Consider the following 16,985-nt stretch of genomic DNA (forward strand, 5'->3'; position numbering starts at 1 on the left):
AGGGGAGGTGACGGCCGGCGAGGGCGGTCAGAGGAAGGCCCGGCCCTCGCCCCGGTAGGTCGGCACGGTGTCGACGATCCGGTCGCCTTCGACGAGGTGGAGTTCGTTGACCCGCTCGCACAGTTCGCCCGCCTTGGCGTGGCGGAACCACACGCGGTCGCCCGCCCGGAGTCCGGCCGCGCCCTCGCCGGTGAGGGGCGTCTGGACCTCGCCCGCCCCCTCCTGCGGGAGGAGGCGGAGCCCGGCCGGGTGCACGGGCACGGGGGCCCGGTCGGGTCCCGGGGCGCCCGAGGCGATCCAGCCGCCGCCGAGGACGGTGACGTGGCGCGGCCCGGGACGGCGCACCACGGGCAGGACGAAGTGGGCGGCGGGGTGCGGGCGGAAGCCGCGGTAGTGGTCGAAGAGCGTCGGGGCGTAGAGGCCGGATCCGGCTCCGAGTTCGGTGACGGCCGGTTCGGCCGAGGTGTTCTCCAGGCTGCCGGTGCCGCCGCCGTTGACGAACTCCAGGGGTGCGACGGAGCGTACGGCGCGGACGGCGGCGGCGCGTCGCTCGCGCAGTTCGCGGGTGGAGAGCCGCTGCATGAGCCGGACGGCGGCGCGTCCCGCGCGCGAGCCGGGCTGGTCGTCGCCGATGCCGGCGATCTGTCCCTCGTACGACATGACGCCGACGAGCCGCAGGCGCGGCCGGGCCGCGACGGCCAGGGCCAGGTCGCGGGCCTGGCGCGGCGAGTGCAGGGGCGAGCGGCGCATGCCGAGGTGGAGGCGTCCGCCGGCCAGGCGCAGGGAGGCGTCGAGGTCGAGGCAGACGCGGACGGCGGGGCCGGCCGGGCCGAGGGCGGCGGTCAACAGGTCGAGGTGCTCGACCGAGTCGATCATCACGGTGACGCGGGCGGCGAGCCGCTCGTCCGCGCCCAGTCGGCCGAGCGCGTCCGTGTCGACGGAGGGATAGCCGACGAGGACGTCGTCGTGCTCCTCGGCGAGCCAGAGGGCTTCGGGCAGGGTGAAGGCGAGGATGCCGGTGAACCCGGGGAGCAGGAGGGTGTCGCGGATGAGCGCGCGGCAGCGCAGTGACTTGCTGGCGAGGCGGATCGGTTTGCCGCCGGCGCGCCGGGTCATCTGCGCCGCGTTGGCGCGCAGGGCGGCGAGGTCGACGACGGCGAACGGCGGCTGGAGGGCGGCCGTCGCCTCCTGGAGGGCCGGGAAGTCCGCGAGGCGCGGGAGGGCGGTGGACCCGGGCGCCGCTTCCGGCGCGGGCGCGGTCCCCGGCCGGGGCGGAGCGGGTGTCGTGCGTGTGACGTGCGGCTGCTGTGCCATGACCCTGTGGCCCTTCTCCCGACCTGCTGCTCGGCCCCGCAACGGTCTCTTGGTCACCTGTCCAAGTCAAGCGTCCCTGACTCTTGACTTGGACAGGTGACCAAGTCCAGTCTGCCGGGAACCGCCGCCCGTACGGGGGCCGCGGCCGCTGTCGATCCACCCGAGAGGACTCCGGTCATGACGAGCACCTGGCGCAACTGGGCGGGAAACGAGCAGGCGCGTCCCGTGCGCGTGCTGCGTCCGGCGGACACCTCCGAGGTGGCCGACGCCGTACGGACGGCGTCCGCGGACGGGCTCCGGGTGAAGGCGATCGGCGCCGGCCACTCCTTCAGCCCGGTCGCCGTCGCCCCGGGCGTCCAGCTGCGTCTCGACCGCTTGGCGGGGCTGCGGTCGGTGGACCGCGCCACGGGACTCGTCACGGTCGACGCCGGCATGCCGCTGTGGCGGCTCAACCCGCTGCTCGCCGAGCACGGCCTGGCCATGGAGATCCTCGGCGACATCGACCGCCAGACCGTCTCGGGAGCCGTCTCGACCGGCACCCACGGCTCCGGAACCCGCTTCGGCGGCATCGCGACGCAGCTCCGGGCACTCGAACTCGTCCTGGCCGACGGGTCGGTGGCCACCTGCTCGCCCGAGGTGCGGCCGGAGCTGTTCGCCGCCGCCCGGGTCGGACTCGGCGCGCTCGGCGTCATCACCGCGGTGACCCTCCAGTGCGTGCCGCTGTTCGCCCTGCACGCCCACGACGCCGCGATGCCCGTCGCGGAGACCCTCGACCGGATCCACGAGCTGGCCGACACCAACGACCACTTCGAGTTCTTCTGGTTCCCGCACAGCACGACGACCCTCACCCGCCGCTTCCGCCGGACGGAGGCCGACGCCCCGCTGAAGCCGATCGGCGCCTTCGCGCGCCGTCTCGACGAGACGGTCAGCGGCCTCGGCTTCGAGGCGCTCAACCGGCTGGGCACCCGCCGCCCCGGGCTCGTACCGCCGATCACGCGTTTCGCGGCGCGGGCGATGTCCACCCGCGAGTGGTCGGACCTGTCGTACCGGATCTTCGCCTCGCCCCGCGACGTGCGGTTCCACGAGGGCGAGTTCGCCCTCCCCCGGGAGCACGCCGTCGACGCCCTGCGGGAGATCAAGCGCTGGATCGACACGCACGACGCGAAGGTGTCGTTCCCGCTGGAGGTCCGCTTCGCCGCCGCCGACGACATCTGGCTGTCCACGGCGTACGGCCGCGACAGCTGCTACATCGCCTTCCACCAGTACCACCGCATGCCCTACGACACGTACTTCCGGGCGTGCGAGTCCATCCTCGGCTCGTACGGCGGGCGTCCGCACTGGGGCAAGATGCACGGCCTGGACGCGGAGGCCCTGCGCCCGCGTTACGCCCGCTTCGACGACTTCACCGCCCTGCGCGACGCCGTCGACCCCGCCGGGCTCTTCTCCAACCCCTACCTCGACCGCGTCCTCGGCCTCGCCCCGGACGCGAAGCCCGCCGGTCGCTGACCCGGGAGCCCCGCCCCGCCTCCCCGCCCCGCACCGGAAACCTGCACAACGTGTACGTGTCGAGGGGCGGCCCCTTCACCGTTCCCCGACACCAGCGCCTCCCCGGGCACCCGGAGTGCACCGTTCCGTCCTGATCGGTTCCGCGTGCGGCGCGGCGCGCACGAATCTGTTACTCGGTTCCGAGGAGAACGTGTCGGCATTCCGTGAAATTGAATGCACGGCCGTCCGCCGAGGTGCAGAAACGAGCGCACCCCCACCTCGTTCGAATTTCTCCGGTCTGCCGTTCGCGTGGTTGGATCAAAACCGCTGCGGCCGCAGAAGACGGATTCCCCCCATTGAACGAAGGGTGCGCATCATGCGTCACGACCTTGAGACCGCTGAGATCTCCGACGCCGACCTCGACGCCGTCTCCGGCGGCCTCGTCACCATCTCCGGCGGCCTCGCCGGCGCCGTGACCGGCGACGTCACCAACATCCTCGGCACCGTCGGCTCCCTCCAGACGGTCCAGGGCGTCGAGGGCCTCGTCGGCGGCGTCCCCGGCCTGGTCACCGGCATCACCGGCGTCTCGGTGAACACCGGCATCGCCGGTCTCTGAGCCCCGCGCTGAGCGCGCACCCCGGAACCACCCGGTTCCGGGGTGCGCGCTCACCCCTGATCCAGACCGTGGAATTCCCGAAACCGGGAAACACGGAGAACGCAGCCTAAGGAATAGTCCGTGCAGTTCCGCCGCAATGCGCTTTCCAAGCTGCAATCGCCGGAAGAACTCGACGTGCCCGTGCGTTTCGCGCGCCCCCAGGGCCGTCTCGTGCTCGCCGTCACCCTCGTCGTCATGGCCGCCGCGGGCTTCTGGGCGCTCACGGGCACCGTGACGTCCAAGGTGAGCGCCCCCGGCCTCCTCACCCACGCCGAGGGCACCTATCTGCTCCAGAGTCCCGTCGCCGGGCAGGTCACCGAGGTCCTCGCCGACGAGGGCCGCACCGTCGCCCCCGGCGCGTCCGTGCTGACCGTCCGCACCGAGCGGGGCGACCGGCCCGTGCGCGCCGTCGCCGGCGGGCGCGTCACCGTGCTCCACGCGAGGCTGGGCTCGATCGTCACCACCGGCGCCGACGTGGCGACCGTCGAGCGCGTGACCGACCCGAAGGCCCCGCTGGTGGCCGTCCTGTACCCGACGGGCGACACCGCCGCCACCCTCCGGGTGGGGGCGGCCGTCGACCTCGGCGTCCAGTCCGCCCCGCGCGACCGGTTCGGCGTGCTCCGCGGACGGGTCGCGGCCGTCGGCAGCACACCCCAGACCCAGGACCGGCTCCGCTCCTTCCTCGGCGACCCCGGACTCGCCGCGCGGTTCGCCCGCCAGGGCGATCCGGTCGCGGTGCTCGTGACCCTGGACAGCTCCCCCGCCACCGCCTCCGGCTACGCCTGGTCCTCTGCGGACGGCCCCCCACAGGCCCCCGCGAGCGGCACGCCCGTCATCGGCTCCGTGCACCTCGCCGCGCAGCGCCCCGTCGACTGGCTGCTGCCGTGAGCGCGGCACGGAGCGCCTCGCGGTCGGCCGCCCCGGCCCGCGCCAGGTCCGGCGGCAAGGGGCGCGCCACGACCCCCGGCCTCCCGCCGGCGGACGCGCCCCGGGGCCGCACCGCCGAGGCCACGGCACGGGGCGGAACCCGCGCCGGGCGGCCCCGGCGCCGTACGCCCGCCGCAGGGGGCCGACGTCCCCGCACCGTCCGCACCCCCACCGTGCTTCAGATGGAGGCGGTCGAGTGCGGTGCCGCCGCCCTCGCGATGGTGCTCGGCCACCACGGACGCTTCGTCCCGCTGGAGGAGCTCCGCATCGCCTGTGGCGTCTCCCGCGACGGCTCCCGGGCCGGAAACCTCCTCAAGGCGGCCCGCGGGTACGGACTCCAGGCCAAGGGCATGCAGATGGACCTGGCCGCGCTCGCCGAAGTGGCCGCACCGGCCGTCCTGTTCTGGGAGTTCAACCACTACGTCGTCTACGAGGGCACGGGACGGCGCCTCGGCCGACCCGGCGTGTACGTCAACGACCCCGGCAGCGGCCGCCGGTTCGTCCCCATGGACCAGTTCGACACGAGCTTCACCGGCATCGTGCTCACCTTCGAACCCGGCCCCGCGTTCCGCCGGGGCGGCAGCCGTCCGGGCGTCCTCGCCGCCCTGCCCGCCCGGCTCCGCGGCACCTCGGGCACCCTGGCCGCCGCCGTCGTCGCCAGCCTGCTCCTGGTGGCCGTCGGCGCCTGGGTGCCGGCCCTGACCCGCACGTACATCGACACGTTCCTCATCGGGGGGCGGACGTCCCTGCTCGGCGTCGTCCTCACCGCGATGGCGGCCGCCCTCGTCCTCACCGCGGTCCTCACCGGCCTCCAGCAGGCCAATCTGCTGCGCGGCCGGGTCATCGCCTCCACCCTGGGCAGCGCCCGCTTCCTGCGGCACCTGCTCCGGCTCCCGCTCGCCTTCTACGCCCAGCGCAGCCCCGCCGACCTCGTCCAGCGCCTCCAGTCGAACGACGCCGTCGCCGAGACGCTCGCCCGCGACCTGGCGGCGGCGGCCGTCGACGCCGTCGTCGTGCTCCTCTACGCCGTGCTGCTCTGGACGTACGACCCCCAGCTCACCGTCGTCGGCGTCCTGATCGCCCTGCTCAACGTCCTCGCCCTGCGCGTCGTCGTCCACGTCCGGGCCACCGGCACCCAGAAGCTGCGCGCGGAGAACGCCCGGCTCACCAACACGGCGTACAGCGGGCTCCAGCTCATCGAGACCATGAAGGCCACCGGCGGCGAGGACGGCTTCTTCCGCCGCTGGGCCGGACAGCACGCCACCACCCTCGACGTCCAGCAACGGCTCGGCGTGCCCAGCGCCTGGCTCGCGGTCGTCGCGCCCACCCTCGCCGCGCTCAACAGCGCCCTGATCCTGATGATCGGCGGCGTGCGGGCCGTGGAGGGGCACCTCACGGTCGGACTCCTCGTCGCCTTCCAGGCCCTCGTGACCGGCTTCACCGCACCGATCACCCGGCTCAACGGGGTCGCGGGACGCGTCCAGGACTTCGCCGCCGACGTCGCCCGGCTCCGCGACGTCGAGGACTTCCCCGTCGACCCGGTCCACACCCGGCGCGCCCCGCACGCGCCGACCCGCCGTCTCACCGGCCACGTCGAACTGGAGGGCGTCACCTTCGGCTACAGCCCCCTCGACGCCCCGCTGCTCAAGGACTTCCGGCTCAGCGTCGGCCCCGGGCAGCAGGTCGCCCTCGTCGGCGGTTCGGGCAGCGGCAAGTCCACCGTCTCGCGGCTGATGTCCGGCCTCTACGCCCCGTGGGAGGGCGCGATCCGCATCGACGGGATGCGCCTGGAGGACATCCCGCGCAGCGCCCTCGCCGCCTCCGTCTCCTTCGTCGACCAGGACGTCTTCCTCTTCGAGGGCACCGTCCGCGACAACGTGGCGCTCTGGGACCCGTCGGTACCCGACGAGGCCGTCGTCGCCGCGCTCCGGGACGCCGCGGTGTACGAGGAGGTCGCGCGCCGCCCCGGCGGCATCCGCGGCCGCGTCGAGCAGGACGGCCGCAACTTCTCCGGAGGCCAGCGCCAGCGGCTCGAGATCGCCCGCGCGCTGGTCCGCCGCCCCAGCGTCCTGATCCTCGACGAGGTGACCAGCGCCCTCGACGCGGCCACCGAACAGATCGTCATGGACAACCTGCGGCGGCGCGGCTGCGCCTGCGTGGTCATCGCCCACCGTCTGAGCACCGTGCGCGACAGCGACGAGATCGTCGTGCTCGACCGGGGCACGGTCGTGGAACGCGGGCGCCACGAACAGCTCGTCGCCGCGGGCGGCCCCTACGCGGGCCTGGTCAAGGAGCACTGAGGTGAACGAACCCCACCCGCCCGCCGGACCCGCCGCCGCAGGGCGCAGCGGCGGCGCCCCTGACCCGGTCGTCGCGGCCCTGGGCGCGCTGGGCGGCGCCGTCGACTCCACCGGTCTGCGCAGCCTCGCCCTCGAAGGCCCGCACGTCCTCTGGCTCGTCGTCGAGGGCGCGCTGGACCTCTTCGCCGTCGACGCGGCACGGCTCGGGCCCTGGCACTTCCTGGGCCGCCTCGGGCCGGGCACGCTGCTGCTCGGCCCGGTCGAAGGCCCCGCGCACACCCTGGTGGGCCGCCCCGCGCAGGGCTGCGTGCTGCGCCGGATCGAGCTGCGCGAACTGCCGTACGCACCGCCACCGTACGGAGGGGAGGCGTACGGCGGCCACGGGTACGGGCAGCAGGCGTACGGCGGTCACGAGTACGGGCAGCAGGCGTACGGCGGCCACGAGTACGGGCAGCAGGCCCACGGGTACGGGCAGGGGTACGCGGAGGCGGCCCACGGCGGTCGCCGGTACGAGGGGCAGTGGTACGCGGACGCGTGGCACGGGGGCCCGAGCGCGTACGGGATGCCGGCCGAGACCCCCCTCAGCCCCCTGGAGCACGCCTTCGCGCTCGGCATCGGGCGCGGGCTGCGCGTCCTGTACCAGGCCGCCCTCGACGACGCCTCCGGCGCGGCCGACGACGAGGTCCTCTGGATGCGGGTCCCGCCGGGCGGCGTCGCGTACGGAGCGGCCTACGAGAGCCCCCAGGGCCCGGGCTTCGGCGCGGGCACCCTGCTCGTCGAGTCCGCGACCTGGCAGGGGATGGTCGACCAGCAGTACCGGCTGCTGTACGCCCTGGACGGCTGGATCGAGCAGCTCGAACGCGACCACGAGGACCGCGCGGCCGCCGGGATCGAGGCGGGGCGTGCGGCCCGCACCCGCGCCGACCGCACCCTGCTCGCCTCCATCGGCCGCCCCGGGGACCGCTCCGGCGGCGCTCCGTCCGCGGATCGCTCGGGCGACGACGCGACCTGGGCCGTATGCCGGGCCGTCGCCCACGACGCCCGCATCACCCTCGCGGAACCAGCCGGCGCGGGCACGGATCCGGGCCTCCTCGACCCCGTCGAACGCATCGCGCTCGCCTCCCGGGTCCGCACCCGGGGCGTCCGGCTCGGCGACCGCTGGTGGCGCGAGGACAGCGGTCCGCTCGTGGGCCGCCGCGCCACGGACGGGAGCCCGGTCGCGCTGCTGTGGCGGCGCGGCCGGTACGTGGCCTTCGACCCCGCCACGGGAGAGCGGCAGCGGGTCGGCCGGACCGGCTCGGCGGCGTTCGCCCCGCGCGCGGTCATGTTCTACCGTCCGCTCCCCGACCGGCCGCTGGGGCTGCTGCCGCTGCTCCGGTTCAGTGTCCGGGGCACCCGGCGGGAACTGCGCGACCTGCTCCTCGGCGGGCTCGTCGCGGTCGCCCTCGGCGCGCTCGTCCCCGTCGCCACCGGCAAGGTGCTGGGCTCCTACGTCCCCGCGGCCGAGACGGGCCTCATCGTCCAGGCCGGGATCGCGATCATCGCGACCAGCGTCGTGTCGGCCGCCTTCATGCTGCTGCAGAACACCGCGATCCTCCGGATGGAGGGCCGCGTCGAGGCCACCCTCCAGCCGGCCGTCTGGGACCGGCTGCTGCGGCTGCCGACGACGTTCTTCCGCGGCCGTTCGACCGGTGAGCTGGCCGGTGCGGCCATGGGCATCAGCGCCATCCGGCGGGTCCTGTCCGGGATCGGCCCGGTGGTCGTCCAGGCGGGCACGGTGGGCACCGTCAACCTGGTGCTGCTCCTCGTCTACAGCGTCCCCCTGGCCCTGGTCGCGCTCGCGCTGCTGCTCACCACGGGCGCGGTCTTCCTGGGGCTCGGCCTCTGGCAGCTGCGGTACCAGCGGCAGTTGATCCGGCTGGGCAACAAGCTCGACAACCAGGCGTACCAGACCCTTCGCGGTCTGCCGAAGCTGCGGGTGGCGGCGGCCGAGAGCTTCGCGTACGCCGCCTGGGCGGGGCAGTTCGCCCGCACCCGCGAGCTGCACCGGCGGGTGGGGCGGATCAAGAACGTCCTCGCCGTGCTCGGCGCGGTCTGTCTGCCGCTGTGCACGCTGGTGATGTTCGGGCTGCTCGCCGGTCCGGCCCGCGGCACCCTGTCCGCGAGCGAGTTCCTCACCTTCAGCACCGCCGTGACGATGATGCTGTCCTCGGTGACGCAGCTGACCGGCGCGCTGCTGTCGGCCGCCGCCGTCCAGCCCATGTTCGAGCAGATCGGGCCGGTGTTCCGGGCGACGCCCGAGGTCCGCGGCTCCAGTGCCCCGCCCGGCGAGCTGACCGGGGCGGTCGAGGCCGAGAACCTGTCGTACCGCTACACCGAGGACGGTCCGCTGGTCCTCGACGGAGTCAGTCTGCGGGTGCGGCCGGGCGAGTTCGTCGCGATCGTCGGGGCCAGCGGCTGCGGCAAGTCGACGCTGCTGCGGCTGCTCATCGGCTTCGACCGGCCGGCGTCCGGGACCGTGCGGTACGACGGTCAGGACCTCGCGGCCCTGGACCAGGCGGCCGTGCGCCGACAGTGCGGCGTCGTCCTGCAGAACGCCCAGCCGTTCTCGGGGTCCGTCCTCGACTGCATCCGCGGCGCGGGCTCGTACCCCCTGGAGGACGCGTGGGCCGCCGCCGCGATGGCGGGCCTCGCCGAGGACATCAAGGCCATGCCCATGGGCATGCACACGATGCTGTCCGACGGCGGTGGCTCGGTCTCGGGCGGCCAGCGCCAGCGGCTGATGATCGCCCAGGCGCTCATCCGCAGGCCCCGTGTCCTCTTCTTCGACGAGGCGACGAGCGCCCTGGACAACGAGGCGCAGCGCACCGTCATCGAGTCGACCCGGGCTCTCGACGCGACGCGGGTCGTGATCGCCCACCGCCTCTCCACGATCATGGACGCGGACCGGGTGATCGCCCTGGCCGACGGACGCGTCGTGCAGGAGGGCACCCCGGCCGAGCTCCTGGCCGACACGAGCGGCCTCTTCCACGAGCTGGTCCGGCGCCAGCTGGACTGAGCCTTCCGCGGGCGTGGCAGAACCGGAACGGCCGTCGGTGGCGTGTACACGTACGACGGTGACGTCCACGAAGGGAAAGTCCTTGCACTCCAGCCGACGCCGACCGGACCCGACCCGCCGTACGACGCTCGCCCTCGGCACCGGAGCGGCGGTCACGGCCGCGCTCGCCCTGGGCGGCGGAACCGCGTCCGCCGCACCGGCGGCGGGCGGCGTCGTCGCGCGGCTGAGGCGCCTGGAGCGGGCGCACGACGCGCGCCTCGGCGCGTTCGCCCGGGACATGCGCACCGGCGCGACGGTCGCGCACCGGGCGCACGAGCGGTTCCCGATGGCCTCCGTGTTCAAGACGCTGGCCGTCGCGGCCGTCCTGCGGGACCTCGACCGGGACGGGGAGTTCCTCGCCCGGCGCGTCCGCTACACCGCGGAGTACGCCGCCGCCTCGGGCCACGCGCCGGTCACGGGGCTGGACGAGAACGTCGCGCACGGCATGACCGTCGGCGAACTGTGCGACGCCGCAATCCGGTTCAGCGACAACGCCGCCGCCAACCTGCTCCTCGGGGACCTCGGCGGTCCGACGGCCGTCACCCGCTTCTGCCGCTCGATCGGGGACCGCGTCACCCGGCTGGACCGCTGGGAGCCCGAACTGAACTCGGCGGAGCCCTGGCGGGTCACCGACACCACGACCCCGTACGCCGTCGGTCTCGACCACGCGCGTCTGGTGCTCGGCGACGCGCTGGAGCCGCACGACCGCGAGCGGCTCACCGACTGGCTGCTGCGCAACACCACCAGCGGCGACCGCTTCCGCCGCGGCCTGCCCGCCGACTGGCTCCTCGCCGACAAGACGGGCTCCGCGCGCCACGGCGGCGCCAACGACGTGGGCATCGCGTGGCGTCCCGACGGCACGCCGATCGTCCTCGCCGTGCTCACCACCCGGCCGGCGGAGGACGCCCGGTCCGACGACGCGCTGGTGGCCGCGGCGGCAGCGCTGCTCGCGGAGGAACTCGGCGCGGCACGCGTCCCCGGTGTCTGATTCGTTCAAGACGACCGCGGCGGCGAACCGCTAACGTCGCCGGCATGAACGTCACCGGCGAGGAATCCCGTCACATCGGCATCCACATCGACCGCCCGGTGGCCGCGGTCTACGCGTACGCGTCGGACCCGGCCAACATGCCCGCGTGGGCCCATGGGCTGGGGAGGTCGATCGAGCGGATCGGGGACCGGTGGGTCGCCGAGTCGTCCCCGCTGGGACGCGTCGTCGTGTCGTTCACGCCCCGCAACGAGCTGGGCGTACTGGACCACGACGTCACGCTCCCCTCGGGGGAGACCGTCCACAACCCGGTCCGTGTGATCGTGAGCGGCGCCGGCAGCGAGGTGGTGTTCTCCCTCCGCCGGCAGCCGGGCACGAGCGACGCCGACTTCGAGCGGGACGCGGCCACGGTCACCGAGGACCTGGTCCGGCTGAAGGGGCTGCTGGAGTCCGCCTGAGGCGTCGGCCGCGGGCGACGGACGGTCAGCGGCCCCCTGACGAGGGCTCCGGTGCGACGACGGGCCGGAGCACCGTGAGGTCGTCCTCCGTGCGGGCCGCCATCGCGAAGGGGAACGTGTCGACCTCCAGGCAGAGAGCGACGTCGTCCGGGTGGCTTCCGGCCCTCAGCTCGGCGGCGAGTTCCGCCGCCGCGCGCGAGTTCCGCGCGCGGTGGAGGTAGGGGGCCGCGGCGACGCCGTCGTCCGCGACGCGCTCGCCGATGTACTGCGCGCACGCCAGGTCCTCGTCGGCCCGGCCCTCCTCGCCGGTGACGACGAAGGTCACGGGCAGCCCGGCCGCCCGGCTCCGCAGGTAGCGCGCCGTCGGTCCGGCGACCGCGAAGCTCGCGCAGAGGACCAGCGGCGCCTCGGCGACGGCCAGTGCGCCCACGGTCCCCGCCGTCGTCTTCTGCACCAGCGTGCGCCCGGCGAAGTCGCGGGACCTGAGCAGAGCGGGCGAGTTCACCGCGTCGAAGCCCGCCGCCGGAGCCCCGTCCTTCAGGGCGAGCCAGCCCGGGTTGCCCTCCTTCAGGGCGAGCGCCTCCTCGATCGTCGGGGCGAGGACGATCTTCTCGACGCCTCGCGAGAAGGCCCAGGCGGCGACGGTGAAGGCACGCATGACGTCGATGACGACGGCGACCCGGGGGACGTCGGTCAACTCCGGTATGCCGAGGAAGCGATGGTCCATCGGCGCATCCTGACGTCCTGGGCGCGCGAGAACAAGCGCATTTCCCCGGCCACCGCCCACGCCCCGCGGGCCGGCGCCCGGTGCGTCCGCCGTCAGCGCAGTCGGCGGGCCCGCAGGACGACGTCGTCGGTGTGGTGTGCGCCCGCGCCGCCCTCGGGGATCACGCGGGGACGCTCCTCGTCGGCCTCCACCACCCAGTTCTCGTCGAGAAGGGCCGCCACCATCGACGGCCAGACGTAGTCGGCCGGGTCGAAGCCGTTGTCGTTCCGCTCCGCGGTGTCCATCCCCGCGTGGTGCACGAGCAGGAGCACGCCGCCGACGGCGACGGCCGAGAGCAGCGCGCGTTCGGCGCTGCCGTCGGGCGTCCGGAGCAGGGCGGGGTACTGGGCGGAGACCAGGTCGAAGGAGCCCGGCGGGAGCGCCGCCTCGGTCAGGGTGGCGTGGACCCAGCGCACGGGGACACCCGCGTCCCGCGCGTGCCCGGCCGCTCGCTCCAGGGCCACGCCCGACACCTCGAGCGCGGTCACGTCCCAGCCGCCGCGTGCGAGCCAGACGGCGTCGGCGCCCTCGCCGCAGCCGACGTCGAGCACCCGGCCGGGCGTGAGGCCGGCGGTCTCGGCGACGAGCGCGCCGTTGGGCCGGCCGCTCCACAGCTGCTGCCGGTCGGCGTACAGGTCGTCCCATTTCGCGCGCACCTCGGGGTCTCCGAGGTACGCGTCGGTGGGCGAGGGGGTCTCGGACGCGGGCCGTCCCGCTGCGATGTTCTCGGTCACGCGCCCACCGTCGCGCACCGCGCCCGCCGCACGCCACCGTTGTTGCCGGTCCGGCAAAACGCCCCGCGATCCCCCTCCCCGTGACGAGCGGCGGACCGTGCCCCCCTCCTCGGGAAAATACCCAGGGGGGTATTTGACTTCGCTCGGACGGCATCCTACGGTCGAGCTGGGATTACCCCCGGGGGTATTTCATCGCACAGGGCCGACCAGCGCCGTCACACCGGGCGTCCACCGAAGGGATCACCGTGTTCTTCACGCAGTACTACCTCGACTGCCTCTCCCAGGCGTCGTACATGATCGCCGACGAGCGCACCGGCCGGGCCGTGGTCGTGGACCCCCGCCGCGACGTCTCGGAGTACCTCGCCGACGCCGCCGCGCACGGATTCACGGTCGTGGGCGTCATCAACACCCACTTCCACGCCGACTTCGTCGCCGGCCACCTGGAGATGGCCGACGCGACCGGCGCCTGGATCGGCTACGGGCGGCGCGCCACGACCGAGTACCCGATCCGGAAGCTCTCCGAGGGCGAGCGGATATCACTCGGCGACGTCACCCTGGAGATCCTGGAGACGCCCGGGCACACCCCGGAGTCGATCAGCGTCCTCGTGTACGAGCGGGCCGAGGCCGCGGTGCCGTACGGCGTCCTGACCGGCGACGCGCTGTTCATCGGCGACGTCGGCCGCCCCGACCTGCTCGCCTCGCTGGGCGTCACCGCCGAGGAGCTCGGCGGCATGCTCCACGACAGCGTGCAGCACAAGCTCATGCGACTGCCGGACGAGGTACGGCTGTTCCCCGCGCACGGCGCCGGTTCGGCCTGCGGCAAGAACCTGTCGACGCGGAAGCAGTCGACCATCGGCGAGCAGCGGGCGACCAACTACGCCTGCGCCCCCATGCGTCGCGAGGAGTTCGTCGCCCTCGTCACCGCCGGCCAGCCGGCCGCGCCCGGCTACTTCGCGTACGACGCCGAGCTGAACCGCAGGGACCGGGCCCGCTTCGACACCTCGGCCCCGCGTCCGCTCGCACTCGCCGACTTCGCCGCGCTGCGGACGGCCGGCGCGGTCGTGGTGGACGCCCGCGACCCGCAGGAGTTCGCGTCCGGGCATCTGCGCGGCGCGGTGAACGTCCCGGCCGACGGCCGCTTCGCCGAACAGGCCGGCACCGTCCTCCACCCGGCCGCCGAGCTGCTCGTCATGGCACCGCAGAACCGGGAGGAGGAGGTCGTCACCCGCCTCGCCCGGATCGGCTTCGACCGGGTCGTGGGGTACGTCCGCAACCCCGAGGACGCGCTGGAGGCGCTGGCCGACGAGGTCTCCCCCGCCGGACGGGTCACCGCCGCGCACCTCCGGGCGGCCCTCGCGGGCGAGCTGCCGCCGGCCGTGCTCGACGTGCGCACCTGCGGGGAGCGCGAGGCGAACGGCGTCATCCGGTCCGCGCTGCACATCCCGCTCAGCGAACTCCCGGACCGCACGGCCGAACTGCCCACCGACCGGCCCCTGGTCGTGCACTGCGCGGGCGGCCACCGGTCCTCCATCGCGGCGAGCCTGCTGCGGCAGCGCGGGTTCCGGGACGTCTCCGACATCCTCGGCGGCTACGCGGCCTGGGCCCTGACGGAGCCGAGGCCGGAACGGGTCGAGGCCTGAGCACCACGAGCCCCTTCCTCACCCTTCACATACCCCCCCCAGGTATCCACACCCCACAGGAACCGGAATCCCATGAGCACCACCCCCACCTCCTCGCTCACCCCCACCGCGCTGCACCGGCTCGTCCAGGAGGGACGCGCCCCTCGACTGCTCGACGTGCGGACGCCGGGCGAGTTCCGTACGGCGCACATCCCGGGCTCGTACAACGTGCCCCTGAACACGCTGCGCGAGCACCGGACCGAGCTCCTGACCCACCTGGACGAGGACGTCGTGCTCGTGTGCCGTTCGGGACAGCGCGCCGCCCAGGCCGAAAAGGCCCTCTCCGAGGCCGGACTGCCGAACCTTCGCGTCCTGGAGGGCGGGATCGTCGCCTGGGAGGCGGCCGGCGCCCGCGTGAACCGTGGTCCCGAGCGCTGGGACATGGAACGCCAGGTCCGGCTGGTCGCCGGGTCGATCGTCCTGACCACGGGCCTCGTCGGGGTGTTCGTCCCGGGCGCCCACCTGATCGGTACGGCGATCGGCGCGGGCCTCACGTACGCGGCGCTCAGCAACTCCTGCGCCATGGGCGTGCTGCTGTCCAAGCTGCCGTACAACCGCGGACCGCGGACCGACATCCGCACGGTGGTCACGGAGCTGCGGAGCGCCTCGTGACGCTCCTGGTCGTCGCCGCCTCCCTGCTCGTCGGCGTGAGCCTCGGCGCGCTCGGGGGCGGAGGCTCGATCCTCACGGTGCCGATCCTGGTCTACCTGGCCGGGCAGGACCCCGCGGAGGCGATCGCGACCTCGCTGTTCGTGGTCGGTGTCACCAGTCTCGCCGCCCTGGTGCCGCACGCCCGCGCGCGCCGGGTCCGGCTGCGGACCGGCCTTCTCTTCGGCGGGTTCAGCATGGTCGGCGCGTACGGCGGCGGGCGACTGGCCGCGTACGTCCCGGCGACAGCCCTGCTCGTGGCCTTCGCGCTGATGACGCTGGCCACGGCGGCGGCGATGCTGCGCAAGCCCCGGACCGGCCGGGAGAAGGGGAACGAAGACCGCCCCGAGCGCCCCCTGCGGCGCCTCGCGGCGGAAGGCCTCGCCGTCGGCGCGGTGACGGGACTGGTCGGTTCGGGCGGCGGCTTCCTCGTCGTCCCGGCGCTCGCCCTCCTCGGCGGGCTCCCCATGGGCGTCGCGGTGGGGACCTCGCTGCTGGTCGTCGGAATGAACTCCTTCGCCGGGCTCGCCGGACACCTCTCGGGCGTCGGGATCGACTGGGGCCTGGCCCTGACGGTGACGGCCGCGGCGGTGGCGGGGAGCGTCGTGGGCGGCCGGCTCTCGGGCCGCATCCCGCAGGAGACCCTGCGCACCGTGTTCGGGTGGTTCGTCGTCGTGATGGGCGTCCTCGTCCTCGCGCGGCAGCTCGATCCCGCCGTGTGGACGCACCCGGCCACCTGGGCGGTGCTCGGCGCCGTCCTGGCGTCGGCGGTCGCCACCCGGCTCCGCGCCTCATGGCCCCGCCCCGACGCGGCCGGCCGACGCCGACCCTGAGCGCGACCGCACGTCTGAGGAACCCGGGGGCAGCCGGCGAACCGGGGCAGCGCCATGGCCCCGGCCGGACCGGCAGCCGGCCGGGATCGCCGGGACTACAGGCTGAGCGCGTCCTCCGCGTTGTCCATCCACGCCGTGACGGAGTTGTCGCCGGAGACGTTCAGGCCGGGCGTCGAGGCCTTGAGCGGCTTCTGCTCCAGGTCGGAGTCGGTCTCCATGGTCAGTCCGATCGAGGAGACCGTCTTGCTCCCGGCGCCCTTCAGACCACCCATCAGGCCCGCGTAGGCGGACTGGCCCGGTGCGAGCCTGATGGCCTCCTCGATGCCGGGGGCGGCGCCGCGCGCCGTCGCCTGGTCGTCGAGGTCGCCGAAGGTCACCACGGGGTATCCGAGCACGCGGCACGGCTTGCCGGTCTTGTTGGTGACCTTCAGGAGGTAGCTGCTGGTCGTGGGCTCGGCCAGGCTCGCGGTGAACGTCAGGTCGTAGGTGCTGCAGGGGAAGACGTCGTAGTCCGGGTCGGCCGACGGCGAGACCGGCTTCGCGGGCGTGGACGGCTTGACCGGCTTCGACGGCTTGGCGGGCGTCGTCGGCTCGGCCGAGGAGGCGGGGGGCGTGGCGGACGGGGCGGCGGACGTGGGGGGCTTCGTGGTCGGCGTCGCGGTCCCGCCCGCGGCTCCGTCCTCGGAGGGCCCGCAGGCGGTCAGGGCCAGCGCGGACACGGCGACGAGGACGGCGGCGGCTCTGCGAACGGTGCTCATGGTGGTACTCCCCCCGATGACAGCGCACGACCTGCGCTGTGGTGAACACCAGGATGGCGCGCGTCCTTCACGGTTCTGTGACGGTGCCTTTCCGAATTCACCACGGTCCACCGGGCGGCGTCACCCGCCCTCCACTTTCGGCCCTCGGGGGGAGGGCCCGGCAACGGCCTTCCGCGGTATCGACGCCTCCGGTTCCGCGTTCGCGGCGAAGCGGAAGCGGAACCCCCGCAGGGGGTCTGACCTGCTGGAGTACGCACCATCACGCGGTGTCCACGGAGATCATCCGATTCTCCACAACTCCCATTGTGGCAACACTAGTTCGCCTGTAGAGTCCCCGTTCGGCGGG

General features: G+C 74.2%; 14 protein-coding genes. 10 read left to right on the forward strand and 4 right to left on the reverse strand.

Going from position 1 to position 16,985, the window contains the following annotated elements; genetic code table 11:
• Nucleotides 1-27 precede the first annotated feature (27 nt).
• Nucleotides 28-1,314: an amino acid deaminase/aldolase gene (locus ABTY59_RS18050; RefSeq protein ID WP_352019944.1), complete on the reverse strand. Its 1,287-nt coding sequence runs from the start codon at nt 1,312-1,314 to the stop codon at nt 28-30.
• A 177-nt stretch (nt 1,315-1,491) separates the two neighbouring features.
• Here ABTY59_RS18050 and ABTY59_RS18055 point away from each other — a divergent pair, with 177 nt between their 5' ends.
• From ABTY59_RS18055 to ABTY59_RS18085, 7 genes are all read left to right on the forward strand, one after another.
• Nucleotides 1,492-2,820 (forward strand): D-arabinono-1,4-lactone oxidase, encoded by a 1,329-nt coding sequence (locus ABTY59_RS18055; protein WP_352019945.1) that lies wholly within the window; start codon nt 1,492-1,494, stop codon nt 2,818-2,820.
• Nucleotides 2,821-3,175: 355 nt separating this feature from the next.
• Complete coding sequence (locus ABTY59_RS18060) at nt 3,176-3,415, forward strand: hypothetical protein (protein WP_352019946.1); 240 nt, start codon at nt 3,176-3,178, stop codon at nt 3,413-3,415.
• 120 nt (nt 3,416-3,535) lie between these two features.
• Complete coding sequence (locus ABTY59_RS18065) at nt 3,536-4,342, forward strand: HlyD family efflux transporter periplasmic adaptor subunit (protein ID WP_352019947.1); 807 nt, start codon at nt 3,536-3,538, stop codon at nt 4,340-4,342.
• 221 nt (nt 4,343-4,563) lie between these two features.
• Nucleotides 4,564-6,681: an NHLP family bacteriocin export ABC transporter peptidase/permease/ATPase subunit gene (locus ABTY59_RS18070; RefSeq protein ID WP_352020192.1), complete on the forward strand. Its 2,118-nt coding sequence runs from the start codon at nt 4,564-4,566 to the stop codon at nt 6,679-6,681.
• 1 nt (nt 6,682) lies between these two features.
• Nucleotides 6,683-9,739 carry an NHLP bacteriocin export ABC transporter permease/ATPase subunit gene (locus ABTY59_RS18075; RefSeq protein ID WP_352019948.1) on the forward strand — a complete coding sequence of 1,019 codons (3,057 nt, stop codon included), beginning with the start codon at nt 6,683-6,685 and terminating at the stop codon, nt 9,737-9,739.
• Between the two features lie 82 nt (nt 9,740-9,821).
• Entirely contained in the window at nt 9,822-10,766 is a 945-nt protein-coding gene (gene bla / locus ABTY59_RS18080) for a class A beta-lactamase (RefSeq protein ID WP_352019949.1), read from the forward strand.
• A 44-nt stretch (nt 10,767-10,810) separates the two neighbouring features.
• Nucleotides 10,811-11,221 (forward strand): SRPBCC family protein, encoded by a 411-nt coding sequence (locus ABTY59_RS18085; protein WP_352019950.1) that lies wholly within the window; start codon nt 10,811-10,813, stop codon nt 11,219-11,221.
• 25 nt (nt 11,222-11,246) lie between these two features.
• Here the strand turns inward: ABTY59_RS18085 and ABTY59_RS18090 are convergent, their stop codons facing one another.
• Nucleotides 11,247-11,948 carry a 2-phosphosulfolactate phosphatase gene (locus ABTY59_RS18090; RefSeq protein ID WP_352019951.1) on the reverse strand — a complete coding sequence of 234 codons (702 nt, stop codon included), beginning with the start codon at nt 11,946-11,948 and terminating at the stop codon, nt 11,247-11,249.
• Nucleotides 11,949-12,040: 92 nt separating this feature from the next.
• Nucleotides 12,041-12,721 carry a class I SAM-dependent methyltransferase gene (locus ABTY59_RS18095; RefSeq protein ID WP_352019952.1) on the reverse strand — a complete coding sequence of 227 codons (681 nt, stop codon included), beginning with the start codon at nt 12,719-12,721 and terminating at the stop codon, nt 12,041-12,043.
• 245 nt (nt 12,722-12,966) lie between these two features.
• Here ABTY59_RS18095 and ABTY59_RS18100 point away from each other — a divergent pair, with 245 nt between their 5' ends.
• The 3 genes from ABTY59_RS18100 to ABTY59_RS18110 all read left to right on the forward strand — a co-directional run bounded on the left by ABTY59_RS18100 (nt 12,967) and on the right by ABTY59_RS18110 (nt 15,881).
• Entirely contained in the window at nt 12,967-14,361 is a 1,395-nt protein-coding gene (locus tag ABTY59_RS18100; RefSeq protein WP_352019953.1) for a rhodanese-like domain-containing protein, read from the forward strand.
• Nucleotides 14,362-14,433: 72 nt separating this feature from the next.
• Complete coding sequence (locus ABTY59_RS18105; protein ID WP_352019954.1) at nt 14,434-15,012, forward strand: rhodanese-like domain-containing protein; 579 nt, start codon at nt 14,434-14,436, stop codon at nt 15,010-15,012.
• Nucleotides 15,009-15,881, forward strand: coding sequence for a sulfite exporter TauE/SafE family protein (locus ABTY59_RS18110; protein ID WP_352019955.1), 873 nt, complete (start codon nt 15,009-15,011; stop codon nt 15,879-15,881). The genes ABTY59_RS18105 and ABTY59_RS18110 overlap by 4 nt, the downstream gene beginning before the upstream one ends.
• A 95-nt stretch (nt 15,882-15,976) precedes the next feature.
• Here the strand turns inward: ABTY59_RS18110 and ABTY59_RS18115 are convergent, their stop codons facing one another.
• Nucleotides 15,977-16,639, reverse strand: coding sequence for a DUF4232 domain-containing protein (locus ABTY59_RS18115; protein WP_352019956.1), 663 nt, complete (start codon nt 16,637-16,639; stop codon nt 15,977-15,979).
• Nucleotides 16,640-16,985: the final 346 nt, after the last annotated feature.

The organism is Streptomyces sp. NPDC096079, from assembly GCF_040303145.1.
GTDB lineage: Bacteria > Actinomycetota > Actinomycetes > Streptomycetales > Streptomycetaceae > Streptomyces.

What these genes read in the sequence shown, in the direction of transcription:
- ABTY59_RS18050 (WP_352019944.1), bottom strand. Translation starts at nt 1,314, where the DNA reads ATGGCACAGCAGCCGCACGTCACACGCACGACACCCGCTCCGCCCCGG.
- ABTY59_RS18055 (WP_352019945.1), top strand. Translation starts at nt 1,492, where the DNA reads ATGACGAGCACCTGGCGCAACTGGGCGGGAAACGAGCAGGCGCGTCCC.
- ABTY59_RS18060 (WP_352019946.1), top strand. Translation starts at nt 3,176, where the DNA reads ATGCGTCACGACCTTGAGACCGCTGAGATCTCCGACGCCGACCTCGAC.
- ABTY59_RS18070 (WP_352020192.1), top strand. Translation starts at nt 4,564, where the DNA reads ATGGAGGCGGTCGAGTGCGGTGCCGCCGCCCTCGCGATGGTGCTCGGC.
- ABTY59_RS18085 (WP_352019950.1), top strand. Translation starts at nt 10,811, where the DNA reads ATGAACGTCACCGGCGAGGAATCCCGTCACATCGGCATCCACATCGAC.
- ABTY59_RS18090 (WP_352019951.1), bottom strand. Translation starts at nt 11,948, where the DNA reads ATGGACCATCGCTTCCTCGGCATACCGGAGTTGACCGACGTCCCCCGG.
- ABTY59_RS18105 (WP_352019954.1), top strand. Translation starts at nt 14,434, where the DNA reads ATGAGCACCACCCCCACCTCCTCGCTCACCCCCACCGCGCTGCACCGG.
- ABTY59_RS18115 (WP_352019956.1), bottom strand. Translation starts at nt 16,639, where the DNA reads ATGAGCACCGTTCGCAGAGCCGCCGCCGTCCTCGTCGCCGTGTCCGCG.